A 25,243-nucleotide genomic window follows, 5' to 3' on the forward strand; every position below is an offset into this window, starting at 1 on the left:
AGCTGGTGAACATACGGCCCTTTTCCCCGTTTTTCCGTTGGGGGGGCCAGGGCTGGGGCCGCTTGCCGGTCATACCCTTGGAACTTCAGGAAAGCATTGGTCCATTTCCTATGGCGCAGCCTTTCAAATGGGGCCATACGCGGTATGCGATGGGAAAGGAAGGGCGGTTGCGGCCTAGAGAAGAGGCTTGGGGAGAGGGGAAGGACAGGGCGTTTTGCCGGAAGGCCCCTTCCCCTCCTTGTGCCGTTTAGAAAAGATAGTCGATGGCCTGACGTGACTCGGTCACGAGCTTGATGAGTTCTTTGCCGACGGCGACATGCGCGGGGTGTTCGGCATAGGCCTTGAGCCCTTCGGCGTCGTCATGCGTGGTCATCAGGATCACGTTGACCGGCATGGTGCAGGTGGGGAGGAACTCATAGGACACTTCAAGGGACTTGAGGGACGGAATCTGTCCCATGAGGGCTTCAAGGCGCTGCCTGATGAGCTTGGCGTTTTCGGCGGCGGTACGGCCTTCGGCTTCGGGTTTCAGCGTCCACCAGACGATGTGACGAACCATGATGCGACTCCTATTGGGCAGAGGTTGAATCAGCGGAGAACGTGGGACGCCCACGCAGCCTGGCCATAGGACAGCCCGCCGTCTCCGGGCGGCAGTGCGTAATGCGTGAGCGGAACGAGCCCGCGCCGCGCCAGCGCTTCCGGCAGCAGCAGGGCGATAGTCCGGTTGTGGAAGACGCCGCCGGACAGGGCCACGGTACGGACGCCGCAGCGCCGCGCCCCGGAAAGCGCCAGTTCGGCAAGCCCTTCCGTCAGGCCAAGGTGGAACCGGCGGGCCAGATCGGGGACAGGGACGCCTGCCCGCCGCAGTTCCAGCAGGTGCAGAAAAAAGGCTGCCGTGTCAAGTTCCAGCAGGCCGCCCCGTTCCCTGATGGGGAAGGGGGCGGATGTTGTTACCGATAGGTCTTGTTGCGCTTCCAAGCGGATGGCGGCCTGCCCTTCGTAGGTGACGGACGGGCACAAACCGAGCAGTGCGGAAACGGCGTCGAACAGGCGGCCGCAGCTTGAGGTCATGGGCGTGGCCTCGCGGCGTACCATCTCCAAAATGGCGTCGTGTACGGCGCGCTTTCCGTCCACCCTCAAGAGTGCGTGCATGTCCTCCGCAAACCGTCCGCGCAGCCCTTCGGCCTCAGGGAGCCCCATGAAGCCGCTTGCGATGCGCCACGGTTCCCTGATGGCGGCCTCGCCTCCGGGCAGCGGGAACGGCGCAAGGCGTCCGATGCGCCCGCCATAGCGTTCTTCGCCGGCGGCTTTCGGATCGACGAAAAGGAGCTCCCCGCCCCATATGGTTCCGTCCGTGCCGTATCCGGTGCCGTCCAGAGCCAAGCCGAGCGCGGGGGCGTCATGCCCGTTTTCCGCCAATACGCCGTACACATGGGCAAAGTGGTGTTGCAGGCGCAGGACGGGCAGGCCGGAATCCAGCGCATAGCTCGTGGAAAGGTAGTCGGGGTGCAGATCGCAGACGACCGCCTCAGGCTTGACTTCCAGCAGCCCGCCGAGGTGTTCCGCCATATCTTGGAAAAACGCGAACGTCTCAAGGTTTTTCAGATCGCCCACATGCTGGCTGAGGAAAGCATCCTTGCCGCGCGTGAGGCAGAGCGTGTTCTTGAGTTCCGCGCCTGTGGCCAATACGCAGCGGCCCGCGTCGCGGGGGAGCTCCAACGGCCTCGGCACGAACCCCCTTGCCCTTCGGAAGAAGTGGAGCGGGGGGGCTTCCCGGAGGAGGCTTCCCGAAGAAACGTTCCCGGCTTCCCCTTCAACGTTTTCGGCTGAAGTGGAGGGGAGCCCCGCAGGAGCCCCGTCTGGGAGGGAGGGGGAACAGGCGGAGGGGATGCCGTTTTTTTGTGGATAACGTTGTGGATTGTTGTCTGTGGAAAAGCCGGTTTCCGGCAATGGTTCCACCCGTACCACGGAGTCGTCGGCACGGATCAGGATGTCCCGGTTATGGAGCAGGAAAAGGTCGGCGATGTGCCGCAAACGGGCCAGCGCCTCGCGGTTGCCGAGCGAGATGGGTTCGCCGCCCGCGTTGCCGGAGGTCATGACGAGCGCCGGGAGCGGAGAGAGCGCGGCGAATGCTTCGAGGAGCAGGTGGTGCAGCGGGGTATAGGGCAGCATGACGCCGATGCTGTCCACGTCCGGCGCAATGGCGGGCGGCAGGACGCCGCGCGAGGCGAGCACGACGATGGGGCGTTCGGAGGAGGTCAGGGCGGCGGCTTCCGCATCGGAAACATGGGCGACGCGCCGGGCCGTTTCAAGATCCGGCACCATGATCGCCAGCGATTTGTGCGGGCGGCGCTTGCGTTCGCGCAGCAGGGCGACGGCTTCGGCGCTGGCTGCGTCGCAGACCAGATGGAAACCTCCGAGGCCCTTGACCGCAACGATGTTTCCGGCACGCAGGGCGGCGGCTGTCCGCTCGATGGCGTGCTGCCCTTCGGCAAGCTCCGGGCCGGGGATGCGGGGATCGCCTTCGGGGGCGGCGGCCAGCCAGACCTTCGGCCCGCAGGCGGGGCAGGCGTTGGGCTGGGCGTGGAAGCGGCGGTCGAGGGGATCGTTGTATTCGGCGGCGCAGTCCGGGCACAGGGGGAAGCAGCTCATGGACGTGGTGGCCCGATCATAAGGTATGGAACGGGTGATGGTGTAGCGGGGGCCGCAGTCCGTGCAGTTCGTGAACGGGTAGCGGTAACGCCGGTTCGCCGGATCGCGCATGTCCGCGAGGCAGTTGCCGCAGGTCGCCACATCCGGGCTGACCAAGACGGCGTGGCCGTGGCGCCCTTTGCTGTGTGCGATGGCGAAGGCCGTTTCGCCGTCCGCAAGCGGCAGTTCCTCGCGGCGCAGGGACGTGATCCGCGCAAGCGGCGGCAGGCCGTGTTCGAGCGCGTGGGCAAAGGCGGCCAAAGCCTCATCGCTTCCCTGCACCTCCACCCGGACGCCGTCCGACGTGTTGCCCACATGCCCGGTGAGCCCGTGCCGGGTTGCGGCACGGTATACGAAAGGCCGGAAACCAACCCCTTGGACTTGTCCGCCGATGATATAGCCGTGTCGTCTCATGTTGCGCTCCCGTTGTGTCCGAAAAAAGAGGCGTTGTGCCCGATTTGCTGTCTGCCGCCGGAAAAGCGGGGGAAAGCCGCGGATACGCCGCCCATAAGCGTCTTCCGGCCACCATAGCCGTCCGTGGGAAGCGCGGCAACCCCCAAAGCTCTCATGACGGAGCCCTTGCGGGGCGGGTGCCTCGTTTGGTATGATCTCCGCTTCCACCTTGTGTTTTTCCAATTTGTTTTTTTGGAGTCCTCACATGAACGATTTTGTAGTGCAGGAGCTGACGCTGGGCCAGCTTCTGGAGAATACGGCGGCCCGTTTTCCCGATACCGACGCCGTGATCCACGCGGACCGCGAGCTGCGGCAGACGTGGTCGGAGTTTTCGGCGTGTGTGGACGATATGGCCAGAGGCTTGATGGCCATCGGCGTGCGGAAGGGCGAGAAGGTTGCCGTATGGGCGACCAACGTGCCGCATTGGGTGACCCTCATGTTCGCCACGGCCCGCATCGGGGCCATTCTGGTCACGGTAAACACCAATTACCGCGAAACGGAACTGCGTTACCTGCTGCAGCAGTCGGAATGCGAAAACCTTTTCATCATCGACAGCGTTCGCGACCACGATTTCATCGCTTCCACATATAAGGTGCTCCCAGAACTGCGCAGGCAGCGGCGCGGGATGCTTGAGGTCGAGGATCTCCCGTACCTGAAGCGCGTGTTTTTCCTTGGCACGGACAGGCACCGGGGCATGTACTCCCTGCCGGAAGTCTTTTCCCGCGCCGGGGATGTCTCGGATGAGGCATACGAAAGCCGCAAGGCGTCCATTTCGCCCTATGACGTGGTGAACATGCAGTACACGTCCGGGACGACGGGGTTCCCCAAGGGCGTGATGCTGACGCATGTAAATATCGTCAACAACGGCTACTGGATCGGCCGCCACCAGAAATTTTCCTCGCTTGACCGGGTATGCCTGCCCGTGCCCCTGTTCCACTGCTTCGGCTGTGTCCTTGGGGTCATGGCCTGCGTGAACCACGGGGCCACCATGGTGCTGCTCGACGCCTTCTCCCCCGTGCAGGTGATGACCGCCGTGGTGCAGGAGAAGTGTACCGCCCTGTACGGCGTGCCGACCATGTTCCAGGCCATTCTGGATCACCGCGCCTTCCCGCGTTTCGACTTTTCCTCGCTGCGCACGGGGATCATGGCGGGTTCCGTGTGCCCTGAGCCGCTCATGCGCCGGGTCATGGAGCAGATGTGCATGAGCGAAATCACCATCTGTTACGGCCTGACCGAAGGCTCTCCGGTCATGACCCAGACCCGTACCGACGATACCGTGGAGCGCCGGGTCAAGACCGTGGGGCGGAGCATGCCCGGTATTGAGGTCACCATCCGTGATCCCGAAACCAACGAGGAAGTCCCCCGCAATGCCGTGGGCGAGGTATGCTGCCGCGGCTACAACGTGATGCAGGGCTACTATAATATGCCCAAGGATACGGCCGAGGCCATCGACGGGGAGGGCTGGCTGCATTCCGGCGACCTCGGCGTCATGGACGAGGACGGGTATGTCAGCATCAGCGGGCGCATCAAGGACATGATCATCCGGGGCGGCGAAAACGTATATCCCCGCGAGGTGGAGGAATTCCTCCTCAAGATGGACGGCGTGGCCGACGTGCAGGTCGTAGCCGTGCCGAGCCGCCGCTACGGAGAAGAGGTGGGCGCGTTCCTCATCCCCAAGGAGGGCGCGAATGTCGCCCCCGAAGATGTGCGCGACTATTGCAGGGGCAAGATCGCGTGGTATAAGATCCCGCGCTATGTGGCTGTGGTGGAAGGTTTCCCCCTGACCGCCAGCGGCAAGATCCAGAAATACAAGCTCCGTGAAATGGCGGCGGAATACTTCCCTGAGGCCATGCGCGGGCGCAGCGGGCGCCCCGTTTGAGGGGGCGGCGTGATGTCTGATTTGAGGAACAGGCGGCGCTGGCGTCCGCACGGGGAGCCATGCCGATGAAGACCATCGGCCTTATCGGCGGCATGAGCTGGGAAAGCACGGCTACATACTACCGGATCATCAATCGGTTGGTGCGGGAGCGGCTCGGCGGGTTCCATTCCGCCAAGTGCGTCCTGTACAGCGTGGATTTCCACGAGGTTGAGGGCTGTCTGCGGGCGGGGGACTGGGAGCGCGGCGGCGGGCTGCTGGCGGAGGCCGCGCGCGGCCTTGAGCGCGCCGGGGCCGACTGCGTGCTCATCTGCACGAACACCATGCACAAGGTGGCGGATGCGGTGCAGGCGGCGACGTCCCTGCCGTTGCTGCACATCGCGGAACTGACCGCCGACGAGCTGGAGGCCGCCGGGGTGTCCGCGGTCGGGCTGCTCGGCACGCGCTGCACGATGGAACAGGATTTTTATACGCGCAGGCTCGTGGAACGGGGCATCGCCGTATTGATCCCCGGAGAGGATGAACGGGCGCTGGTCAACCGCGTCATCTTCGATGAGCTGTGCCTTGGGACGGTTTCCGAGGCCTCCCGGCGGGCATTCGCGGCGATCGTCGGCGGCCTGACGGACAGGGGCGCGCAGGGCGTCATCCTCGGCTGTACGGAAATAGGATTGCTGGTGCGTCCGGGGGACACGTCCGCACGGCTGTTCGATACGGCGGAAATCCACGCCCGGCGCGCGGCATTGTATGCGCTTGGCGAAGCATTCCCGCGCGACGGGGGAGAGTGATGAATACGATTTCTTCAATAAAGGTTCCCGGCCTGACCGAGGACAAGTGCGTGACCCTTATCGGCATGGCCGGGGCTGGAAAAAGCACCGGCGCCCGCGCCGTGGCCGAACGCCTCGGCTGGGCCTATGTGGATACCGACTATCTGATTGAATCCACCTATGGCGCGCGCCTTCAGGACGTGACGGACGCCTTGGACAAGGAAAGCTTCCTCGATGTGGAGGCCAAGGTCATCCTGTCCCTCCGTATGCAGCGCGCCGTGCTCGCCACGGGCGGCAGCGTGGTCTATCGGCCTGAAGCCATGCGGTATCTGGCTTCCCTCGGCCCGGTGGTCTTCCTCGATGTCCCGCTCCCCATCATTTTGGAGCGTATTGCCCGCAAGCCGGATCGCGGGCTTGCCATTGCGCCGGGGCAGACCGTGGAAGATCTTTTCCATGAGCGCGAGGCGCTGTATCGCCGGTGGGCCACCTGCCGCGTCGCGGCGGGGAACCTCAGCGTTTCCGAGACGGCGGATGCCGTTTTCGACGCCATTGCCGGGCACGGGCAGGCCCTATGAACGAACGGGCTTGCGGCGTACGGCTTCATCCCGCGGCCCGGCTGCTGCGCTGGATGGGGCGCCATGCCGTAGGTGTGGGCTTCCTTTTGATCGGCGTCTGGCTGTTCCGCGCGGTGCTTGCCGGAGCTGACGGCATCTCCTACGATTGGCAATGGTATCGCGTCTGGCGGTATCTGGGGCGCTGGACGGACGGGCATTTCATCCCCGGCCCATTGCTCGACGGGCTCGGCATGACCGTGCGCATCGCGTTTTCCGGGCTTGCCCTTGCCGTTGCCGCCGGGCTCGGCGCGGCGTTGCTGCGGCTGTCCCCGTGGCCTGTGGCGCGGGGCATGGCGCATGCCTATGTGGGGTGTTTGCGGAATACCCCGCTGCTCCTCCAACTGTTTTTTGTCTATTTTTTGTTCGCCCCCGTCATAGGCGTCGGGCCTTTCGGCGCGGCGGTGCTGGCCCTCGGCCTGTTTGAGGGGGCGTATATGGCGGAATTGTTCCGGGCGGGCCTGCTCTCCGTGCCCAGGGCGCAGTGGGAGGCGGGCATCAGCCTCGGCCTCGGCATATGGAACACGCTCCGGCTCGTTATCCTGCCGCAGGCCGTGCGCCGGATGTTGCCGCCGCTGACCAGCCAGCTTGTTTCGCTCATCAAGGACACCTCGCTCGTCAGCGCCATCGCCGTGGCGGATCTCACCATGCAGGCGCAGGTGTTGATCGCGGACACGTTCCTTGCGTTTGAGATATGGCTGATCGTCGCGGCGCTGTACCTCGCGCTTACGCTTTGCGTGGCGCTGCCCGCCCGCTGGCTGGAGCGCCGATACGCTTGGCGGTAGGCCCTTGGGTGGGAAATGGGAGCCTTTCCGGAAAAGGCTTCCGCCCCGCGTTTCCCCGCCTATCCCCTAAGGCGTTTGGCTCACGGGAAAACGGCGGAAGGTTCCGTTGCGGGAAGGAAAGGTTTTGTCAGGGGATGTGGCGATATGTTGATAGAACACGGCGAATATGCAGTATTCATGGCTTTCAGTAAATTCCATGGTTGGCCTTTCGTCGGTTATCCGTGGGGCTTTCAAGGGATGAAATGCCAACCGGTTGCCGCAGTACAGCCAAAAGAAAAGGCTTTGTCATAGAAAACGGTTGGGGCTTTATTTCGTGAAATGCCAAAGAAATAGCCAGTAAAATTTCCCAATCATGGAGCCGTAAGCGGAAAAAGGCTGTGTCCTAGAAAATGGTTGATGCTTTTTTCCTTGAAGTTTCAAAGGAATAACCAGCAAAATGCCTTAGCCATAGGTTTCGCCAAGGGGAAAACAGGAGAAATAGGCTGTATTTTCACTGCACTGTGGGATGAAACAACCGCATACTATGACAGAGCCCGGAAAAATTGGAGAAAAAGTATATACTTTTCAGTATATTGATGAGATAAAACAACCATATGCCATGACAGAGCCAAAGAAAAAGCTCATAGGAGACGTTATGAAAAAAATTTTTGCAGTGTTGATGTTGATGGCGGCTTTGATCCTGCCCGGCTTGGCACAGGCGAAGGGTGCGCAGACGCCCATGATTGACGATGTGGTCAAGCGCGGCGTGCTGCGCGTCGGTTTTTCCTCGTTCGTGCCGTGGGCCATGCAGGACAAGAACGGTGAATTTGTGGGCTTCGAGATCGACGTGGCGAAACGTCTTGCCAAGGATCTGGGCGTGGAGCTCCAGCTTGTGCCCACGAAATGGGCCGGGATCATCCCTGCGCTGATGGCCGGGAAATTCGACGTCATCATCGGCAGCATGAGCGTCACCCCTGAGCGCAATTTGAAGGCCAACTTCACGGTTCCCTATGATTACGCCACCATCGAAGTCATGGCGAACAAGGAAAAGACCAAGGGCATGAAGTTCCCCGAAGACTTCAACAAGCCTGAAGTGGTCGTTGCCCTGCGCACGGGCAGCACGCCCGTTCCCGTCGCCAAGAAAGTGCTCCCCAAGGCCACCTTCCGCCTGTTCGACGATGAAGCCCCGGCCGTGCAGGATGTGCTCTCAGGCCGTGCCGACGTGATGTTCTCGTCCGCGCCGCTTCCGGCCTTTGAGGTGCTCCGCAACCCCGGCAAGCTCTATCAGCCCTCCACGGACGCCTTTTACCGCCAGCCCGTGGGCATGGCCATCCGCAAGGGCGACCCCGACAGCCTGAACGTGCTCGACAACTGGATCCGCACGGTCGAAGCGGAAGGCTGGCTCTCCGAGCGCCGTCATTTCTGGTTCAAGACGACCGACTGGGAAGCGCAGGTTCAATGAGATCCGGCGGCTCCCGGAAAGCGCCCCGGCGCGAATGGTCGCCCTATGCCGAGTATAATCGGCAGGGGCGGCTTTTTCCCACGTTCGGGCGGGTGGACGCCGTTCTGGCCGTCCTGCTGTTTCTGGGAGCCTGCTTTTTCCTGTGGCGCTCGGAAACCATAGCCGCCTACCGCTGGAGCTGGCCGGAACTGGCGGATTTCCTTATCCGCCGTACGCCCGGCGGTTACGAGCCCGGCCTCCTGATACGGGGGCTCATCGTCACCCTTCGGCTCGGAATCTGGTCGATGGCGCTGGCCCTGCTCATCGGCGGCGTGTTGGGAACCCTTTCCGCCGGGAAACGCGGCATCGCGGCGTTGCCCATTCAGTTTTTCGTCAATTCCGTCCGCAATACCCCTCCTTTGGTGCTGTTGTTTCTCCTGTACTTTTTCGCGGGCAACCTGCTTCCCGTTTCCGACATGGAACAGGCCCTGCGCTCCATGCCTCCTTTCGTCAGGGATGCGGTGGCGTGGGGATTCGCCCCAGAAGGCCAGCTTGACCGCATGGTTGTGGCGGTGCTGACGCTTGGGGTGTACGAAGGGGCCTATGTTACGGAGATTGTCCGCGGGGGCATTGAGGGCGTTCCGCATGGGCAATGGGAAGCTTCGGCGGCGCTCGGTTTTTCCAGCTCGCAGCAGCTCCGTCTGGTCATTTTTCCGCAGGCCGTGCGCGCGATCCTGCCCCCCCTCGTGGGGCAGGTCATCACCACGTTCAAGGATTCCGCGCTGGCTTCGCTTATTTCTTTGCCCGACCTGACCTTTCAGGCCCTTGAAGTTATGGCGATCAGCCGCATGACCTTTGAAGTCTGGATCAGCGCCGGGGTCATCTATTTGCTTCTTGGCGTCCTCTGTGCCCGCTACGGTCGCTGGCTCGAAATGCGGGGGACGTGGAAGGCGTAGAGGAGAGTAAGGGGAGGGGAAGGGGAGAATCGGGGGAAGGGAGGGGAATCCTTTCTGAAGAAAGGTTTCCCCTCCCTTCCCCCGAACCCCCATCCCTCCCCTTCCCAAGACTTTCGACTGGTGGGGAGGCTGCGCGGCGGGAGTTCCTGCCGTATGGAGGGAGTCCGACCATGCGGGGGCTCCCGTGTTCGGCATTATGGGGCCTCTGGCTTATAGAGGGAGGTTTAGGTGATTCCCACGTTCCTTTGCTCTTTGGAGAGGCGTTTTTCTTTGGCTCTGTTATAGTTTATGGTTGTTTCATCTCCACAGTGCGGTGAAAATACAGCCTTTTTCTCCGGTTTTCCCCTTGGCGGGATCCAAGGCCAAGGCATTTTGCCGGTTATCCCTTTGGAGCTTCAAGGAAAAAAGCATCAACCATTTTCTATAACACAGTCTTTTCTTAAGGTTTTTGACTGGCAGGAGGCTGTGCGGCGGGAGTTCCTGCCGTATGGAGGGAAGCTGATCATGCGGGGGCTCCCGTGTTCGGCATCATGGTGGGCTCTGGCTTATGGAGTGAGGGGTTGGTGATTCCCACGTTCCTTTGCTCTTTGGGGAGGCGTTTTTCTTTGGCTCTGTTCTAGTTTATGGTTGTTTCATCTCCACGGTGCGGTGAAAATACAGCCTTTTTCTCCTGTTTTCCCCTTGGCGGGAGCCACGGCCAAGGCATTTTGCCGGTTATCCCTTTGGAGTTTCAAGGAAAAAAGTATCAACCATTTTCTATAACACAGCCTTTTCTTTTCTCAAGGTTTTTGACTGGCAGGAGGCTGTGCGGTGGGAGTTTTTGCCGTATGAAGGGAGGCCGACCATGCGGGGGCTCCCGTGTTCGGCATCATGGCGGGCTCTGGCTTATGGAGTGAGGGGGTGGTGATTCCCACGTTCCTTTGCTCTTTGGAGAGGCGTTTTTCTTTGGCTCTATTATAGTTTATGGTTGTTTCATCTCCACAGTGCGATGAAACTTTTTCTCCGGTTTTCCCTTTGGGGGGATCCACGGCTAAGGCATTTTGCCGGTTATCCCTTTGGAGCTTCAAGGAAAAAAGCATCAACCATTTTCTATAACACAGCCTTTTCTTTTCTCAAGGTTTTTGACTGGCAGGAGGCTGTGCGGCGGGAGTTCCTGCCGTATGAAGGGAGGCCGACCATGCGGGGACTCCCGTGTTCGGCATCATGGGGGGCTCTGGCTTATGGAGTGAGGGCTTGGGTGATTCCCATGCTCCTTTGTTCTTTGGAGAGGCGTTTTTCTTTTCTCAATGTTTTTTGGCTGGGGTAGAGGCTGCGCGGGGAGTCCTGCCGTAGGAGGGCAATGTTTGGAGATTCCTCATGTCTCTTTTGTGCCGGAGGCGGTTTCTTTTTATGTGAGACGCCTTATCACGCCGCAAAAGGGGAATGATAGAGAGTTCAGTGTGTTGCATTTGCATCTACAGCCTCTCGAACCTGATTGCAGGGGAGATTGGGACAGGAAAGGAGAGCTGTTTGAGTGCGGCGGCGCAGCCTCATACTTTGCTGGACGTGCCGTAGGGAGCTTGACCTTTGTGGGGATGAAACCGTACTGTGCCGTTTTTCCTTTCTATCATATGGATGAAGCATGAAGTGGTTTACGCACAAGGCAGTGGCTGTAGCGGGGGCGCTCGCGGCAGGCGCGCATCCGGCGGCGTTGTTCGCCGTAATGGTCGGGAGTGTGCTGCCCGATATGGTGGATACGGCAATGGCGCGGGGCGACAAGAAAGTATGGAGACGCATCCATCGGCAGACGTCGCATTGGTTCGGTTGGTATCTCATCATCATTGTACTGGGGTTTCTTATCCCGACACAGCGGATAGTGCTTGATCTGCTGCGGGCGACGCACATCACATTCCCCGGCGTGTCTCCGGCGGCGCTGGCGCAAGTCAGCGGCATCGGCAACGATCTGCTTGTCTGGGTCGGCATCGGCGGTTTGATCCACGTCCTGCTGGATGCACTCACACCTATGCGCGTTCCCCTCTATCCTTTCGGAGGCAGCAAGCGTTTCGGCATCAACCTCGTCAGCACGGGGACATGGCGCGAAACCATATTCCTGTTCGCAGCCCTTGGAGCCATAGCCCTCCAATTCGATCAGGCCCGTGCTGTCTTTGAAGAGGCCGTCAGGACTGTTTTGTGAGGCTGTGCCATATAGCCGGTTGGTCTTTCGCTTCTTGAAATTCCATACGGCTCTGTCACAGGATGCGGCTGTTCCATCTCCACTGTATGGTGAAAATACGGCCTGTTTCTCCATTTTTTCCTTTGGCTGGCTCCATGTCTGAGGCATTTAATTGCTTATCCCCTTGAAACTTCAAGAAAGAAAGCCTCATTCCTTTTCTATGGGACAGCTTTCCATGTAAAGAAGAGCCCCTCAGACAAGAGAGCAACAGAAACACTATAAAAGCACCGTATATCCACTGTGTTATGTGAATGTGTCAACCATAAGCCAGAACGCGGCCTTAGAGCAGATTAACTTTAATAAATTACAATGTTAAAGTTTAAGACACAAAAGTTTAAGACACGCTCGTTTCGGCATTGAACAGCATAAATACATTGTGCTTATATCTTTGGCTCTGTCATAGTAGGTGGTTTTTTCATCTCCACAGCACGATGAAAATACAGCCTTTTCTCCAGTTTTCCCCTTGGCGGACTTTATAGCTGAGACATTTTACTGGTTATTCCCTTGGAACGTCATAGAAAAAGGCATCAACCTTTTTCTATGACACAGTCATATCTTCCAATGACGGTCTGTTTCCCATAGTCGGAAGCGTATTTTCAACGTAAAAACGCTCTGGGCCGTGTCGTCATTTTACACATGTAATTATTTAGGCTGTGTCATAGAAAATGGTTGATGCTTTTTCCTTGAAGCTCCAAAGGAATAATCAACAAAATGCCTTAGCTAGTGATTCCGCAAGGGGAAAGCTGGATAAAAGGCTGTATTTTTCAGTGTGTTGTTGAAATAAAAGGCTCTGTCATGGTACATGGCTGTTTGGTTTCATTAATATACTGAAAATATATGTTTTTTCCTCAAAATTTTCCGCTGATGGGCTCTGTGATTGGGGGATTTTATTGGTTATTTCTTTGGAATTTCAAAGAAAAAGCATCAACCGTTTTCTAGGACACAGCCAAATAAAACAATCACATACTGTGACAGAGCCATTATTTAAAACTATTAAAAATAATTTTTTGCGGCTCAAAAAATAGTTAAAAATTTCAATATATTATATATGATTGACGACATGGCCTAATAAAAAACCATAAATAAGGAAACGGAGCGGAAAAAATGAACCCCGTTCCGCCGATTCCCATAAAAAACGCCCGAACGGTCTTCCGTCCGGGCGTTTTCCGTTCACAGGCAAATCCGTGAATAGGGATTCGATAAGGCCAAAAGTCTTTGGAAAGGGAGGGATGGGGTTTGGGGAAGGGAGGGAAAAGCTTTTCTTCAGAAAAGTTTTCCCTCCCTTTCCCAATAACATTCCCGCTACATCCCCAAATACGCTTTCTGTACGGCGGGATCCGTGAGGAGCTTGTCGGCGGAGTCTTCCATGACGATGCGGCCGTTTTCCATGACATAGGCGCGGTTGGCGATGCGGAGCGCTTGGTTGGCGTTCTGCTCGACGAGGAAAACGGTGGTGCCGTCGGCATTGATCTTCTCAATGATGGAGAAAATCTGCTGGATGATGATCGGCGCGAGGCCGAGGGAAGGCTCATCAAGCAGGAGCAGCGTCGGACGGGCCATGATCGCGCGGGAAATCGCCAGCATCTGCTGTTCGCCGCCGGACAGCGTGCCGCCCGTCTGGTTGCGGCGCTGGGCGAGGATGGGGAACAGATCAAAGATGTAGTCGAGATCCTTCTTGATGTTGTCCTTGTCGTTGCGGAGGAAGGCGCCGAGATCCAGATTCTCCTGCACGGTGAGATCGGGGAAGATCAGGCGGCCTTCCGGCACCTGGCTGATGCCGAGCGCCACGATCTTGTTGGGCTTGAGCGTGTGGATGGGCTGCCCCCGGAAGAGGACTTCGCCGCTGCGCGGAGGCGTACCGCCGCAGATGGTCATCAGCGTGGTGCTCTTGCCCGCGCCGTTGGCCCCGATGAGCGTGACGATTTCCCCTTCGTTGATGCGGATGTTCACGTCCCGAAGGGCCTGAATGTTGCCGTAGAAGGTGTTGACGTTGCGAAGCTCAAGCATGGTCGGATTCTCCAAGGTACGCCTTGATGACGCGGGGGTTCTCGCGCACTTCCTGCGGCGTGCCCATGGCGATTCGGGAGCCGTATTCCATGACGTAGATGCGATCCGAAAGGGACATGACCATGCCCATGTCGTGCTCGATGAGCAGGATGGACAGGTCGAACTCCTTCCGAATGTGCAGGATGAGCGACTTGAGTTCGAGGGTTTCCTGCGGGTTCATGCCCGCGGCGGGTTCGTCGAGCAGCAACACGGCGGGATCGGTCGCGAGAGCGCGGGCGATCTCCAGACGGCGCTGTGCACCGTAGGGCAGGTTCCGGGCCTCGTCCTGATAATGCATGTTCAGGCCCACCTCGCGCAGCAGTTCATAGCTGCGGTCGATGGTGGCCTGTTCTTCGGCCCTGGTGCGCGAGTCCTGAAAGACAGCGCCGACGATGCCCGCCGACGTGCGGCAGTGGCGTCCGATCATGACGTTTTCGAGCACGGTCATGGTCGGGAACAGGCGGATGTTCTGGAACGTGCGGGCCATGCCGAGCGACGTGATCTCGTTGGGCTTCATGCCGTTGAGGGTCGTGGAGCTGGCGGGCTTGCCGTTGCGTTCGGGCAGGTGAAGCTGGACGGTGCCTTCGGTGGGCAGGTAGATGCCGGTGATGCAGTTGAAGAACGTCGTCTTCCCCGCCCCGTTGGGGCCGATGAGCGCGACGATCTCCTGCCGGTTGATCGTGAGATCCACCTCGTTGAGCGCGCGCAGGCCGCCGAAGTTCTTGGACAGGTTGGTTACTTCGAGCACAGGGGTGTTCATGCCTGGCCTCCCGTGGCAGGAACGTCGAAAGCCGACTTGGAGCTGTCGATCTTGTCCTTGTTCGTGATCTTGTACGTGCGTTTTTCGCCGGAGATGAGCCCCTGCGGGCGGTAAATCATCATGATGACCATGACGGCGCCGAACAGGAGCATACGGTATTCGGAGAACGCGCGCAGGTATTCGGGCGCGAGCACCAGAATGGCCGCCGCGATGGTGACGCCGAGCACGGAGCCCATGCCGCCGAGCACCACCATGGACAGGATCATGGCCGATTCCATGAAGGTGAAGCTGGCGGGGTTGATGAACGTGGTCTTGGCCGCGAAGATGACTCCGGCGAACCCGGCCCAGCAGGAGCCGAGCGCGAAGGCCGAGAGCTTCACCTTGGTCAGGTCGATGCCCATTGCTTCACAGGCGATTTCGTCTTCACGCAGGGCTTGGAGGGCAAGGCCGATGCGCGAGTTCTTGAGGCGTCCCACGACGATGATGGTGACGACCACGGCGGCGAGGACGATGTAATAAATGTAGTTGGTCGCTTCGGTCACGCCCATTTCCATGCCGAACAGGGATGGGCGGCTGATGTTGGACAGGCCGAAGGAGCCCTTGGTGACGCTTGTCCAGTTTTCCAGCACGAGGCGGATGATTTCGCCGAAGCCGAGGGTCACGATGGCCAGATAGTCGCCCTTGAGCCGCAGGACGGGGAAGCCGAGCATGAGGCCGAACAGGGCCGCCATGACGCCGCCCACGGGCAGCACGGCCCAGAAGCCGAGGCCGAAATAGGTGTTCAGCAGGCCGTACGTGTAGGCGCCCACGGCGTAGAACGCCGCGTAGCCGAGCACGAGCTGCCCGGCGAGGCCGACCACGATGTTCAGGCCGAGGCCGAGCATGATGTAGATCAGCGCCGAGATCATGATGTTGATCTGGTACATGGAGCTGATGTACGGCATGGCGATCATCAGGGCCGCGACGAGGCCGAGGCAGGTGTAGCGGGGCTTGGGCCGCCGGACGGCCTCAAGCGCGCGGGAGAAGGCCGAAGGGCCGCTGGAAACCGTCCCGCGGGCTTTGCGTTCCATGCTCCAGCGCCAGAAAATGGCGAGCACGAACGCGCCCACGCCGATGGAAGCCATGTTTTCCCAGCGGAACAGGATCGTGTTGTTGAGGGCGTCCACCTTGAGGACGACAAGCGGGAAGGTGAGCGCCATGAACCATACGCTGACCATGAGCGCCTTTAAAATCATGTTCATGTCGGCCTCCCTTAGACCTTTTGAACCTTGGGCTTTCCGAGGATGCCCGCCGGACGGAAGATGAGGATGAGCACCAGCAGGGCGAAGGCGAGGGCGTCTTCGTAGGCGCTGGAGATATAGCCGGTGGCGAAGCTTTCGCACAGGCCGAGCACAAGGCCGCCGACCATGGCGCCGGGGATGGAGCCGATGCCGCCGAGCACGGCGGCGGTAAAGGCCTTGATGCCCGCGATGAAGCCGATGAAGAAGTTCACCTGCCCCACGTGGTTGGCGATGAGCACGCCGCCGATGGCGGCCAGCGACGAACCGATGATGAACGTCAGAGAGATGATGCGGTCGGCGTCGATGCCGAGCAGCATGGCCATCTTGCGGTTCTGCGCTGTGGCGCGCATGGCCTTGCCCATCTTCGTGTACTGGATGAACAGCGTAAGCGCGATCATCGTGATGAGGCTGGTGACGATGATCAGGAAATCGCTGGTGCCGATGATGTGGGAGATGGGATCCAGAAACTCAAAGTCGGTGATGAGCTGCGGAAAGGCCACAAAGTCGGACGTCTGAGCCAGGCTCACATAGTTCTGGAGGAAGATCGACACGCCGATGGCGGAGATGAGGGGCGAAAGCCGGGGAGCGCCGCGCAGGGGGCGATAAGCGATCTTCTCGATGGTGTAGCCATAGGCCGCGCACCAGATCACCGCGGCCAGGGCGGCGATGACGATGATGCCCGCCGCCGGGAACCCCATGATGCCGAGCGCGCTCGCCACGATGAGCGCGGTGAACGCGCCGATCATGTAGATTTCCCCGTGAGCGAAGTTGATGAGCTCGATGATCCCGTACACCATCGTGTAGCCCAGCGCGATGAGCGCGTAGATGCTGCCTCTGGTGAGTCCGCCACAAAAGAGTTCGACGAAATATTGTAAATCCATTGGCCCTGCTCGCTGGTTTCTCCGGTGAACCTCCGGCTCCGGGGGGTGCCCCCGTCCCGCCCGCCTCAGCGTCCGCGGGAAGCCCGGAAAAATCGTTTAGTAAGAAAGACAGCCGCCCGTCAGGATGCCGCCCCGCAACGTGCGGTTCACCCTGCACCCTCCGGACGCGTCGCGGAGGATGCAGGGTGAACATTGGCGTCATACCCGGAAAAGGGAATGACGTATCGTTACTTTAGCTCGACGAACTCGCCGTTCTTCACTTCGTAGATGGAGAAGCCGATGCCTTCGGCGTCGCCCTTGTCGTCAAACTTGATGGTGCCGAGGGGGGTATCCACCTTGTTCGTGCGGAGGGCCTCCATGATCTTCTGGGACTCGGTGCTGCCGGAAACCTTGATGGCTTCGAGCAAGGCGATCGTCGCGGAATAGGCGTTGTCATAGAAGGCGCCCGGCTCGGTGCCGTACTTCTTCTTATGGTTTTCGTGCGCCTGAATGTTCATGGGCAGCTTGGACACGTCGGTGGGGCCGGTGGCGTAGACGCCTTCGGCGTTCTTGCCGGCGACCTTGATGAACTGTTCGTCCTTCACCCCGTCGGGGCCGATGAAGGGGATCTTGATCTTCTTTTTGGCAAGCTGCTGGACGAGCTTGGACGCTTCGGGATGGTAGCCGCCGAAGATGATGCCGTCGGCGCCGGACTTGCGGATCTTCTGGATCACCGCGCCGTAGTCCACGGCGCCGGGGGTGATGCCTTCTTCGAGGACGATCTTGACGCCGCCCTTCTCAAGCATTTCGCGGGCGTAGTTCACGAAGCCGCGGCCATAGTCGCCCTTGTCGTGCAGGAGGGCGACCTTCTTCAGGCCGAGCTTGTCCTTGGCGAAGGAACCGGCGAGGTGGCCGGATACGTCGTCGGAGGCGATGGTGCGGAAGAAATAGGGGTAGTCGCCCTTCTGGGTCAGCTCAGGCGTGGTGGCCGACGGGGAAATGGACACGATCTTTGCGTCGTTGTAGATCGGCAGGGCGGCTTTGGTCGCGCCGGAACAGATAGAACCCATAACGGCCACGGCGCCTTCGGAAAGAACCTTGGTGGCGGCGTTGGTGCCGAGTTCGGGCTTGCACTGGTCGTCTTCGGCGACGATTTCGATCTGCTTGCCGAGAATGCCGCCCTTGGCGTTGTATTCTTCGGCGACGATGCGGGCCGCGTTAAGGCTCGGCATGCCGTAGGAAACGAGGTCGCCGGAGTGTGCTCCGGGAACGCCGATTTTGATCGTATCGGCAGCATGCACCGGGGCGGTCATAGCCATGACGGCCATGCCCGCAAGAGCCGCTTTCATCCATGCGCGTGCCATAAGAAACCTCCCCCTCATTCATAGGGATAGTTGGAGTTATCGGACAGGCGAGCCGGTCCGAAGCCGTCCATGCCGAAAAGGGAGTGTGGGGCGAAGCAATGCCGAGCCTCCGTTTTTTTCGGATGAACCTCTGTTAGACATCGTTTTTAGTGCCATGACTGTACAGGGCTTGTCAAACGTTCGCAGGCGAAAGATGATAAAAGAAAATCGGAAGATATAAATTGATCAGACAAACAGCGCGACATGCGCCGGGAGGAAGCCGGGGTGGATGACGGAACGATGGAATGGGCGGTGCTGCGGATCGGGTGCAAGGTGAACCTGACCCTGCGGATTACGGGGGTGCGCCCCAACGGATGGCATGAGCTGGATACGGTATTCCTGCCGCTGGATGAGCCTTCCGACACGCTCAGGCTTGCCCTGAGGCCGGAAGGAGGGCTGAAGCTCCGCTGTGAGGAACCGGGCATTGATTTGGAAAACAACACGCTGACCAAGGCTTACCGCCTGTTCGCCGAGGCTTCGGGCTTCCATCCGGGCGTGGAGGCCGTGCTGGAAAAAGGCATCCCGCACGGGGCCGGGCTCGGAGGGGGGAGCGCGGACGCGGCGGCGCTGCTCGGATGGCTGAACGCCCGCGCGCCCGAACCCCTGCCCCTGCCGGAGCTTGTCGGGCTGGCCGCCCGCATCGGGGCGGATGTGCCGTTTTTCCTGTACAATGTCCCCTGCCGGGCTTCGGGCATCGGCGAGCGGCTCGCCCCATGCCCTGAGTGGCTGGATGCGGCGGGCGTCGCCGGGGCGGGGCTCGTCCTGTTGTGCCCCGGGGAGCATGTGTCCACGCCGTGGGCCTATGCCGCATGGGACGAATGGAACAGGCCCTTGACAGAAGTACGCAATGGCGCTATAAACCGGGGCTCTCAGAAACCTCTCGGTGGGGCTTCCTCCATCCAGTGGCTTGAAAACAGTTTTGAGCCGCCGGTTTTCGAGGCCTTCCCCCGCCTTCGCCGACTCAGGGAGCAGCTCCTGCGGCAGGGGGCCTTCGCCGCCGTCATGAGCGGCAGCGGTTCTTCCCTCTTCGGGCTCTTCCGGGATGCAGGGATCGCCTTCCGGGTGGCGGAGGGGTTCCGGGAAAAAGACGTGGCTGCCTATAGCCACGCATTGTAAGGTTTCCGCTTCCAAAGGAAACCTTTGTCACGCTGGGGTGTCGCCAAGCAGGTAAGGCAACGGGTTTTGGTCCCGTCATTCGAGGGTTCAAGTCCTTCCGCCCCAGCCATTTTTTTGCGCTTTAGAGGTTTCTTAACCGGAAGGCCTCCCCTATGTACGGTGATCTCAAGATTCTGACCGGCACCTCGAACGCTCCTTTGGCCCAGGCCATTTGCGAGCATCTCGGCTGCCAGTTGACCCCCGCCCTGTGTGAGAAGTTCAGCGACGGCGAAAGCCGCATCGAAATCAGCAGCAGCGTCCGCGGCGACGACGTGTTCGTCATCCAGCCGACCTGTGCGCCCGTGAACTTCAACCTGATGCAGCTCTGCCTCATGCTCGACGCGCTCAAGCGCGCCAGTGCGGGCCGCATCACCGCCGTCATCCCTTACTACGGCTATGCCCGTCAGGACCGCAAGGTCAGCCCGCGTGCGCCCATCAGCGCCAAGCTCGTGGCCGACTTCCTGTCGACCGCCGGTGCGAACCGCGTGGTGACCGTGGATCTGCATGCCGGACAGATTCAGGGGTTCTTCAACTGCCCTGTGGACAACCTGTTCGCGTCTCAGGTGCTGCTCGAACCCTTCATGTCCATGAAGGGCGAGATCGTTGTGGTTTCCCCCGACGCCGGCGGCGTGGAACGTGCCCGTTCCTTCGCCAAGCGCATTGAAGCTCCCCTCGCCATCATCGACAAGCGCCGCGACCGCCCCAATCAGGCGACCGCCACGCACGTCATCGGCGATGTGGCGGGCAAGATCGCGGTGCTCGTGGATGACATCATCGATACGGCAGGGACGATCTGCGCCGGAGCCGAAGTCCTGCTCCGCGAAGGCGCCCGCGAAGTCTACGCCTGCGCTACGCACGGCGTGCTTTCCGGCCCCGCCCTTGAGCGGCTCAACAACTCGGTGTTCACCAAGGTCGTTATTACCGACACGATCCCGTCGGGCGATCGTTTGGACGTGTGCTCGAAGCTGCAGGTCGTTTCCGTGGCCAGCCTTCTCGCCAAGAGCATCCACAACATCCACACCGGGTCGTCCGTAAGCGTGCTGTTCTAAAGCAGGCCGCCTTTGAAATGCTGTACATTTCAGAGGCGCCGCTTTGTCTGAAGGCATCGTTTCCGGCAGAAGCGGCACCGCGTTGCGGTGCGCCGAACCAGCGTTCGGTTGGAGCGTTTCATTTTGGGAATGTTCCGGGCGAACGGCAAGGAACCTCTCCGGCGCCCTCCGGGGCACCGGCTTATCACAGCGAATCTACCACCACGGCGTTTTTCCCGTGGAAGGGTAAGGAGAACATCCATGTCCGATCTTAAAGTGCTCAGCGTGCAGAAGCGCGCCGGTCTCGGCAAGGGCGCCAACCGCCGCGCCCGTCAGGAAGAACTCATCCCCGGCGTGTTCTACACCGCCAAGGGCGCCAACCTGCCCGTGCAGATGTCCACCCGCGCCTTTGTAAAGCTCTTCTCTCAGGTTGGCCGCACCACCGTGTTCAACCTTGAAATTGAAGGCGAAGGCACGCATCCCGTGCTGATCTGGGCCACGCAGCGCGATCCGATCAGCAGCCGTTTCACCCACATCGACTTCTACGGCGTTGAGCTCGACAAGCCCGTGAAGATCACCGTTCCGGTCGAATTCTCCGGCGTTGCCCGCGGCACCAAGGTGGGCGGCAAGCTCGAAACCTACCGCGAACAGATCCAGCTCATGGCGAAGCCTCTCGATATGCCTTCCAAGGTTACCATCGACATCTCCGGCATGGATGTGGGTACCACCATTCAGGTTGCCGACGTGAAGCTTCCCGAAGGCGTCAAGGCCGCCTATGACAACAACTACGCCATCGTGTCCGTGCTGATGCCCGGTGGCGGCGATGACGCTGCCGCTGAATAAGCGCATTGTTCTGGAGTGGGGAGGAGTGCCCTTCTTGGGGCATTCCTTCCCATTCCGTTGCCTCTTTTCCCCGGCGGGATGCCGGGCATCCGTTGATGCCGAGGGAAAGGGGCCGTCCCCTGCATGGTTGGGGGAGGGAATTGGCGAGGAATCCGGTGGATTCCTTTTTTTGTGGCCTGCGTCCGTCAGGCCGGAAGTTTTCCGAGAGGTTTGATATGGCTGTCGCCGGGCTTATCGTGGGTTTGGGCAATCCGGGCAAGCAATACGAATCGACCCGTCACAACATGGGTTTTTTGTTTGTGGATGAACTGTTGCGCGAGGCGAGGAATGTTTCTTCCATGTCCGGGGACAAGTTCCGCTGCGAGCTGTGGAAGGCGTCCCTTCCGGGCAGCCCGGATCAGTGGCTCATCGCCAAGCCGCAGACCTTCATGAACCTTTCCGGCGAATGTGTGCAGCCGCTCGCGGCGTGGCACCGTCTTTTGCCTGAGAACATTCTCATTGTTCACGATGAATTGGACATCGCGCCGGGCCGGATGAAGTTCAAGAAGGGCGGGGGGAATGCCGGGCACAACGGTTTGAAGTCGATCACGCAGCGTCTGGGCACGCCGGATTTCTACCGTCTCCGTCTTGGCATTGGTCGCTCCCCGCATGGCAGTGAGGACACTGTGAACTGGGTTCTTGGGCGGCTCACCTCCGAAGCGCAGGAAGCCTTTCGCAAGCAGCTTCCCGCCGCCTTTGAGGTTGTCCGCCTTTTTGCCGAAGGGAACATTCCCGCCGCCACGCACGCGGCGAACGCGTTTGTGATTGAGTGAAATTGGAGGGGGGAAGGGGAAACTTTCTGGAGAAAGTTTCCCCTTCCCCCCTCCAAGCCTCCCCCTTTCCCCTTCAAAGACTTTTGTAAATGGGGCGGGTTACGGTTGTGGCGTCTTGGCAGCCTGTGCGTTGGCGTAAGTTCCCCGGTGATGCCTCTCAGGGGCTCGGCGTTTTATAAGGTGGTGTTACAGCAAACGATTGCTGATTGATTTCTTGAGGTTCGCGATAAATAACCAATAAAATAGGCTGTGTCCTAGAAAATGGTTGATGCTTTTTTCCTTGAAATTCCAAAGGAATAACCAGAAAAACGCTTCAGCTATGGATTCAGCCAAAGGGAAAACTGGAAAAAAAGCTGTCTTTTCACCATGCTGTGGAGATGAAACAACCACACACTATGACAGAGTCTTTTTAAGTTTTGGGCTGTGTTGTAGGAAACGGCTGATGCTTTATTTCTGGAAATTCCAAAGGAATTAAAGAATAAAATCCCCCAATCACGAACCCGTCAGCGGAAAATTGGATAAAAAGCCTCTGTTTTCAGCATACTGCGGGAATAAAATAACCAGATACGAGGTCGTGCCGTCATTTGTATATAATTATTTGAAATTATTTAAAATAGTCTTTTTATGATTTAAAATAATTAAATAGTTTCAATGTATTATATATAATTGACGACACGGCCTAGGCAGGGCCAAGTTTTTCTATGGTTCTGTTTAAGTTTACGGTTGATAAAGAGAAAGGCTCTGTTATCGTTTATGGTTGTTTTATCTCCATGGTGCGGTGAAAATACAGCCTTTTTATCCGGTTTTCCCCTTGGCGGGAGCTACGGCTAAGGCATTTTTCCGGTTATCCCTTTGGAACTTCAAGAAAGCATCAACCATTTCCTACGGCCCGGACTAAGAAATAAAACATCAGTCGTTTGTTCTGGTACAGCTTATATAAAAGGTTCCGTTATAGTATATGGTTGTTTCGTCTCCACAACGCGGTGAAAATACGGCCTTTTTATCTTGCTTTACCCTTGGCGGAATCTATGGCTAAGGTCTTTTTCGGTTATTCCTGTGGTACTTCAAGGAAAAAAACATCAACCATTTTTCAAGGCACAGCCATATAAAAGTTACTGCTTTTTATGTAGGGCTTGTTTCTTATGCAGATGCTTGTTTGAGAAGGGAAGCATCCGGCATCGACAGGACGCCCGCAGCAGAAACGGTTCCGAAGCCAGCGCAAGCTGGATGCGGAACCGTTTCTGCTGCGGGCGTTGTGCCGGGGTCCGGGGGGCGGCTCGCCCCCCGGACAGGGTCAAGGGGCGGTAGCCCCTTGCCGCCGGAGGCCTCAGCCTCTCTGTTCCCCTGCAACCGTTTCCAATATTTTCCGTGCTTGATCAGCGTCTTTTTTGATCTGGGCGACGAGGGAGTCTGGGCCGGTAAAGGTGACTTCGCCGCGCAAGCGTTCGACAAAGGCGACTTCGAGATGCTTGCCGTACAGATCGGCGTCGAAATCGAGCAGGTGCGTCTCGACCGTGAGCGCGCCCGGCCCGAAAGTCGGGTTGTAGCCGATGTTCGTCACTGCCGGATACGTGTCCGGCGTGGGGTGCGCGGGGTCGAGGACAAAGGGGAGCCCGCTTCCTGCGGATTCGGACGGCGTGGCAAGCGTCACGTACACGCCGGGCTTGGGGAGCATGGTCGGCGTGGGGGCGAGGTTCGCCGTGGGGAACCCCAGCAGGCGCCCACCCCGGTTTTTGCCGTGGATGACTTCGCCCTGCACGCTGTACAGGCGTCCGAGCAGGCTGCTTGCTTCCCATACCTGCCCCTGATGCAGCAGCTCCCGTATGCGCGTGGAGCTGACCACTTCGCCGTGCACGGAGAGCGCGTCCATCCGATCTACGCGGAACCCTTCGGCTTTGCCGAGCTGGGTGAGGACTTCGGGCGTCCCGGCGCGGCCTTTGCCGAGGGTGAAGTCATAGCCGAGGAACAGTTCGCGCATGTTCAGCGTGCCGAGAAGGATGCGGCGCACGAAGGTTTCCGGCGGCATGGCTGCGAATTCGGGCGTAAAGGCCACGAGCATTACAAGCGCCATGCCGGAGGCTTCCAGCAGCGCCAGCCGTGCCTGCGGGGTCGTGAGGCGCGGAGGCGCGTGCGGCGTCAGCACTTCAAGGGGATGCGGGTTGAACGTCATGGCGACGGGGATTGTTCCCGTTTGGGCCGCGCGTTCACAGGTCATGGCGAGGAGCGCCTGATGCCCCAAGTGGACGCCGTCGAAATTGCCCACCGTTACCGAGGTTCCCTGAGAGAGATCCAACGGCAGCGGCAGATCAAGCGCATCGGGATTGCGGGTGATGATCATGCGTTACTTCTGCCCGGAGGGAGTGGCCTGCAAGGCCATGTTGATGGCTTCCTTGAACAGCTCGGAAGACAGCGCGCCGCGGGCCACAAGGTTGTTGATGAGGAAATACGGAGTCCCCTGCACGCCTACGCGCTGGCCTTCGGCGATGTCGGCGTCCACCTCGGCGCGCACGTCCTTACGCTTCACGTCGGCGGCGAGCTTCTTCATGTTCAGCCCGGCATCCTTGGCGGCGCTCACAATGGCGGGTTCGCCGTTCTTGAGCACATCGGCGCGGCGGGCGAAGAGCAGGTCATAAAACTTCCACGCCAGTTCAGGATCCTGCCGGGCGGCGGCAACGTGGTATTCGGCGGCGAGGCGGGCGACGCCGGTGGTTTCCAGCGGGAAGTGCTTGAAGACGTATTTGATCTTGCCCTGATTTTCCTTGAGGACTTTTTCCATCGTCCCCGCGGCCTGCTGGCAGTAGGGGCAGGTGAAATCAGAATAGGCCACGATGGTCACGGGCGCGTCGGCGGCCCCGCGAACCGGGCGGTTTTTGATATCCACTTCCTTGGGCTGGTTCAGCTCCGCCTTCCACTGGGCGATCAGGTTTTTGTGGCGGCGCTGGTTGGAGCCTTCCTGAGCGATGTCGAGCACGGCCTCGCTGTTTTCGCGCAGGACGCTGAGCAGCAGGTCAGGGTTCTTCTGGAGGGTTTCGCGCAGCAGTTCCGCAAAATTGTCAGTGGTGACGGCGCTTGAGGCCGCGTAGGACGGCGTGGCGGCGGACGCCCATTTATTGGAGAGGAACAGCAGATAGGCCGTTAGGATGAGCCAGATGGCGAGAAGGGCCCAGAGTATTTTGCGTTTCATCGAGGTTTCCTTGATGGCTGGATTCGAGGAGAGGGCGTTCATACAAACTTCCTTGTTTTGGCGGGTAGTTTACCGGGACAGGGGGGCTGTGGCAAGGGCACGGCAGC

The 25,243-nt window shown here is 59.5% G+C and carries 22 protein-coding genes and 1 tRNA gene; 13 read left to right on the plus strand and 10 right to left on the minus strand.

Translation table 11 applies throughout. The annotated features are described in order from the left end of the window. Window positions 1-247: 247 nt before the first annotated feature. Entirely contained in the window at window positions 248-556 is a 309-nt protein-coding gene (locus tag ACZM8Y_RS00185) for a Dabb family protein (RefSeq protein WP_308770858.1), read from the minus strand. Between the two features lie 29 nt (window positions 557-585). After that, window positions 586-3,102, minus strand: a complete 2,517-nt coding sequence (locus ACZM8Y_RS00190; RefSeq protein WP_482330269.1) for a carbamoyltransferase HypF — start codon at window positions 3,100-3,102, stop codon at window positions 586-588. Between the two features lie 244 nt (window positions 3,103-3,346). On the opposite strand from ACZM8Y_RS00190, the gene ACZM8Y_RS00195 reads away from it, so the two are divergent. The 8 genes from ACZM8Y_RS00195 (at window position 3,347) to ACZM8Y_RS00230 (ending at window position 11,726) form a co-directional block, all read left to right on the plus strand. After that, window positions 3,347-5,020: an AMP-binding protein gene (locus tag ACZM8Y_RS00195; RefSeq protein ID WP_482330270.1), complete on the plus strand. Its 1,674-nt coding sequence runs from the start codon at window positions 3,347-3,349 to the stop codon at window positions 5,018-5,020. Between the two features lie 65 nt (window positions 5,021-5,085). Further along, window positions 5,086-5,802, plus strand: coding sequence for an aspartate/glutamate racemase family protein (locus ACZM8Y_RS00200; protein ID WP_337431759.1), 717 nt, complete (start codon window positions 5,086-5,088; stop codon window positions 5,800-5,802). After that, window positions 5,802-6,356 carry a homoserine kinase gene (thrB, locus tag ACZM8Y_RS00205; protein ID WP_302552437.1) on the plus strand — a complete coding sequence of 185 codons (555 nt, stop codon included), beginning with the start codon at window positions 5,802-5,804 and terminating at the stop codon, window positions 6,354-6,356. The genes ACZM8Y_RS00200 and thrB overlap by 1 nt, the downstream gene beginning before the upstream one ends. After that, entirely contained in the window at window positions 6,353-7,177 is an 825-nt protein-coding gene (locus ACZM8Y_RS00210; protein WP_482330272.1) for an amino acid ABC transporter permease, read from the plus strand. The genes thrB and ACZM8Y_RS00210 overlap by 4 nt, the downstream gene beginning before the upstream one ends. A 144-nt stretch (window positions 7,178-7,321) precedes the next feature. Next, on the plus strand, window positions 7,322-7,468 hold the full coding sequence (locus tag ACZM8Y_RS00215; RefSeq protein WP_489501477.1) for a hypothetical protein: 147 nt from the start codon (window positions 7,322-7,324) through the stop codon (window positions 7,466-7,468). Between the two features lie 343 nt (window positions 7,469-7,811). Further along, entirely contained in the window at window positions 7,812-8,618 is an 807-nt protein-coding gene (locus ACZM8Y_RS00220; RefSeq protein WP_482330273.1) for a transporter substrate-binding domain-containing protein, read from the plus strand. Continuing rightward, window positions 8,615-9,553: an amino acid ABC transporter permease gene (locus ACZM8Y_RS00225; protein WP_482330274.1), complete on the plus strand. Its 939-nt coding sequence runs from the start codon at window positions 8,615-8,617 to the stop codon at window positions 9,551-9,553. Before ACZM8Y_RS00220 ends, ACZM8Y_RS00225 begins: the two co-directional genes overlap by 4 nt. 1,621 nt (window positions 9,554-11,174) lie before the next feature. Further along, window positions 11,175-11,726: a metal-dependent hydrolase gene (locus ACZM8Y_RS00230; protein ID WP_337431755.1), complete on the plus strand. Its 552-nt coding sequence runs from the start codon at window positions 11,175-11,177 to the stop codon at window positions 11,724-11,726. A 1,341-nt stretch (window positions 11,727-13,067) separates the two neighbouring features. On the opposite strand, the gene ACZM8Y_RS00235 is transcribed toward ACZM8Y_RS00230, so the two are convergent. The 5 genes from ACZM8Y_RS00235 to ACZM8Y_RS00255 form a co-directional block, all read right to left on the minus strand. Further along, a complete protein-coding gene (locus ACZM8Y_RS00235) occupies window positions 13,068-13,772 on the minus strand; it encodes an ABC transporter ATP-binding protein (RefSeq protein WP_337431753.1) in 705 nt (234 codons plus the stop codon). Next, window positions 13,765-14,571 carry an ABC transporter ATP-binding protein gene (locus tag ACZM8Y_RS00240; protein WP_308771247.1) on the minus strand — a complete coding sequence of 269 codons (807 nt, stop codon included), beginning with the start codon at window positions 14,569-14,571 and terminating at the stop codon, window positions 13,765-13,767. The genes ACZM8Y_RS00235 and ACZM8Y_RS00240 overlap by 8 nt, the downstream gene beginning before the upstream one ends. Next, window positions 14,568-15,812: an ABC transporter permease subunit gene (locus tag ACZM8Y_RS00245; RefSeq protein WP_337431752.1), complete on the minus strand. Its 1,245-nt coding sequence runs from the start codon at window positions 15,810-15,812 to the stop codon at window positions 14,568-14,570. The genes ACZM8Y_RS00240 and ACZM8Y_RS00245 overlap by 4 nt, the downstream gene beginning before the upstream one ends. Window positions 15,813-15,823: 11 nt before the next feature. Then, window positions 15,824-16,732: an ABC transporter permease subunit gene (locus ACZM8Y_RS00250; protein ID WP_302553885.1), complete on the minus strand. Its 909-nt coding sequence runs from the start codon at window positions 16,730-16,732 to the stop codon at window positions 15,824-15,826. Window positions 16,733-16,959: 227 nt separating this feature from the next. After that, window positions 16,960-18,075, minus strand: a complete 1,116-nt coding sequence (locus tag ACZM8Y_RS00255; protein WP_308771248.1) for a branched-chain amino acid ABC transporter substrate-binding protein — start codon at window positions 18,073-18,075, stop codon at window positions 16,960-16,962. Window positions 18,076-18,318: 243 nt separating this feature from the next. Between ACZM8Y_RS00255 and ispE the strand changes: the two genes are divergently transcribed. From ispE to pth, 5 genes are all read left to right on the plus strand, one after another. Further along, window positions 18,319-19,230 (plus strand): 4-(cytidine 5'-diphospho)-2-C-methyl-D-erythritol kinase, encoded by a 912-nt coding sequence (gene ispE / locus ACZM8Y_RS00260; RefSeq protein ID WP_308771249.1) that lies wholly within the window; start codon window positions 18,319-18,321, stop codon window positions 19,228-19,230. A 33-nt stretch (window positions 19,231-19,263) separates the two neighbouring features. Then, window positions 19,264-19,339: transfer RNA gene (locus ACZM8Y_RS00265), tRNA-Gln, on the plus strand. Between the two features lie 43 nt (window positions 19,340-19,382). Further along, window positions 19,383-20,318, plus strand: coding sequence for a ribose-phosphate diphosphokinase (locus tag ACZM8Y_RS00270; protein ID WP_302553889.1), 936 nt, complete (start codon window positions 19,383-19,385; stop codon window positions 20,316-20,318). A gap of 240 nt (window positions 20,319-20,558) precedes the next feature. Continuing rightward, window positions 20,559-21,140 (plus strand): 50S ribosomal protein L25/general stress protein Ctc, encoded by a 582-nt coding sequence (locus ACZM8Y_RS00275; protein ID WP_302553890.1) that lies wholly within the window; start codon window positions 20,559-20,561, stop codon window positions 21,138-21,140. A gap of 215 nt (window positions 21,141-21,355) precedes the next feature. Further along, entirely contained in the window at window positions 21,356-21,952 is a 597-nt protein-coding gene (gene pth, locus ACZM8Y_RS00280; RefSeq protein ID WP_482330275.1) for an aminoacyl-tRNA hydrolase, read from the plus strand. 186 nt (window positions 21,953-22,138) lie between these two features. Here the strand turns inward: pth and ACZM8Y_RS00285 are convergent, their stop codons facing one another. The 3 genes from ACZM8Y_RS00285 to ACZM8Y_RS00295 all read right to left on the minus strand — a co-directional run bounded on the left by ACZM8Y_RS00285 (window position 22,139) and on the right by ACZM8Y_RS00295 (window position 25,178). Next, the gene (locus ACZM8Y_RS00285; RefSeq protein ID WP_487480007.1) at window positions 22,139-22,342 is read right to left on the minus strand and encodes a hypothetical protein; all 204 of its coding nucleotides are present in this window, start codon (window positions 22,340-22,342) and stop codon (window positions 22,139-22,141) included. A 937-nt stretch (window positions 22,343-23,279) separates the two neighbouring features. Next, window positions 23,280-24,290 carry a bifunctional riboflavin kinase/FAD synthetase gene (locus ACZM8Y_RS00290; RefSeq protein WP_302554670.1) on the minus strand — a complete coding sequence of 337 codons (1,011 nt, stop codon included), beginning with the start codon at window positions 24,288-24,290 and terminating at the stop codon, window positions 23,280-23,282. 3 nt (window positions 24,291-24,293) lie between these two features. Beyond that, on the minus strand, window positions 24,294-25,178 hold the full coding sequence (locus tag ACZM8Y_RS00295; RefSeq protein WP_337431902.1) for a DsbA family protein: 885 nt from the start codon (window positions 25,176-25,178) through the stop codon (window positions 24,294-24,296). Window positions 25,179-25,243 lie beyond the last annotated feature (65 nt).

The organism is Bilophila sp. (assembly GCF_057864385.1).

Coding starts and splice junctions, on each gene's coding strand:
- ACZM8Y_RS00185 (WP_308770858.1), bottom strand. CDS start 556: ATGGTTCGTCACATCGTCTGGTGGACGCTGAAACCCGAAGCCGAAGGC.
- ACZM8Y_RS00190 (WP_482330269.1), bottom strand. CDS start 3,102: ATGAGACGACACGGCTATATCATCGGCGGACAAGTCCAAGGGGTTGGT.
- ACZM8Y_RS00195 (WP_482330270.1), top strand. CDS start 3,347: ATGAACGATTTTGTAGTGCAGGAGCTGACGCTGGGCCAGCTTCTGGAG.
- ACZM8Y_RS00200 (WP_337431759.1), top strand. CDS start 5,086: ATGAAGACCATCGGCCTTATCGGCGGCATGAGCTGGGAAAGCACGGCT.
- thrB (WP_302552437.1), top strand. CDS start 5,802: ATGAATACGATTTCTTCAATAAAGGTTCCCGGCCTGACCGAGGACAAG.
- ACZM8Y_RS00210 (WP_482330272.1), top strand. CDS start 6,353: ATGAACGAACGGGCTTGCGGCGTACGGCTTCATCCCGCGGCCCGGCTG.
- ACZM8Y_RS00215 (WP_489501477.1), top strand. CDS start 7,322: ATGTTGATAGAACACGGCGAATATGCAGTATTCATGGCTTTCAGTAAA.
- ACZM8Y_RS00220 (WP_482330273.1), top strand. CDS start 7,812: ATGAAAAAAATTTTTGCAGTGTTGATGTTGATGGCGGCTTTGATCCTG.
- ACZM8Y_RS00225 (WP_482330274.1), top strand. CDS start 8,615: ATGAGATCCGGCGGCTCCCGGAAAGCGCCCCGGCGCGAATGGTCGCCC.
- ACZM8Y_RS00230 (WP_337431755.1), top strand. CDS start 11,175: ATGAAGTGGTTTACGCACAAGGCAGTGGCTGTAGCGGGGGCGCTCGCG.
- ACZM8Y_RS00235 (WP_337431753.1), bottom strand. CDS start 13,772: ATGCTTGAGCTTCGCAACGTCAACACCTTCTACGGCAACATTCAGGCC.
- ACZM8Y_RS00240 (WP_308771247.1), bottom strand. CDS start 14,571: ATGAACACCCCTGTGCTCGAAGTAACCAACCTGTCCAAGAACTTCGGC.
- ACZM8Y_RS00245 (WP_337431752.1), bottom strand. CDS start 15,812: ATGAACATGATTTTAAAGGCGCTCATGGTCAGCGTATGGTTCATGGCG.
- ACZM8Y_RS00250 (WP_302553885.1), bottom strand. CDS start 16,732: ATGGATTTACAATATTTCGTCGAACTCTTTTGTGGCGGACTCACCAGA.
- ACZM8Y_RS00255 (WP_308771248.1), bottom strand. CDS start 18,075: ATGGCACGCGCATGGATGAAAGCGGCTCTTGCGGGCATGGCCGTCATG.
- ispE (WP_308771249.1), top strand. CDS start 18,319: ATGCGCCGGGAGGAAGCCGGGGTGGATGACGGAACGATGGAATGGGCG.
- ACZM8Y_RS00270 (WP_302553889.1), top strand. CDS start 19,383: ATGTACGGTGATCTCAAGATTCTGACCGGCACCTCGAACGCTCCTTTG.
- ACZM8Y_RS00275 (WP_302553890.1), top strand. CDS start 20,559: ATGTCCGATCTTAAAGTGCTCAGCGTGCAGAAGCGCGCCGGTCTCGGC.
- pth (WP_482330275.1), top strand. CDS start 21,356: ATGGCTGTCGCCGGGCTTATCGTGGGTTTGGGCAATCCGGGCAAGCAA.
- ACZM8Y_RS00290 (WP_302554670.1), bottom strand. CDS start 24,290: ATGATCATCACCCGCAATCCCGATGCGCTTGATCTGCCGCTGCCGTTG.
- ACZM8Y_RS00295 (WP_337431902.1), bottom strand. CDS start 25,178: ATGAACGCCCTCTCCTCGAATCCAGCCATCAAGGAAACCTCGATGAAA.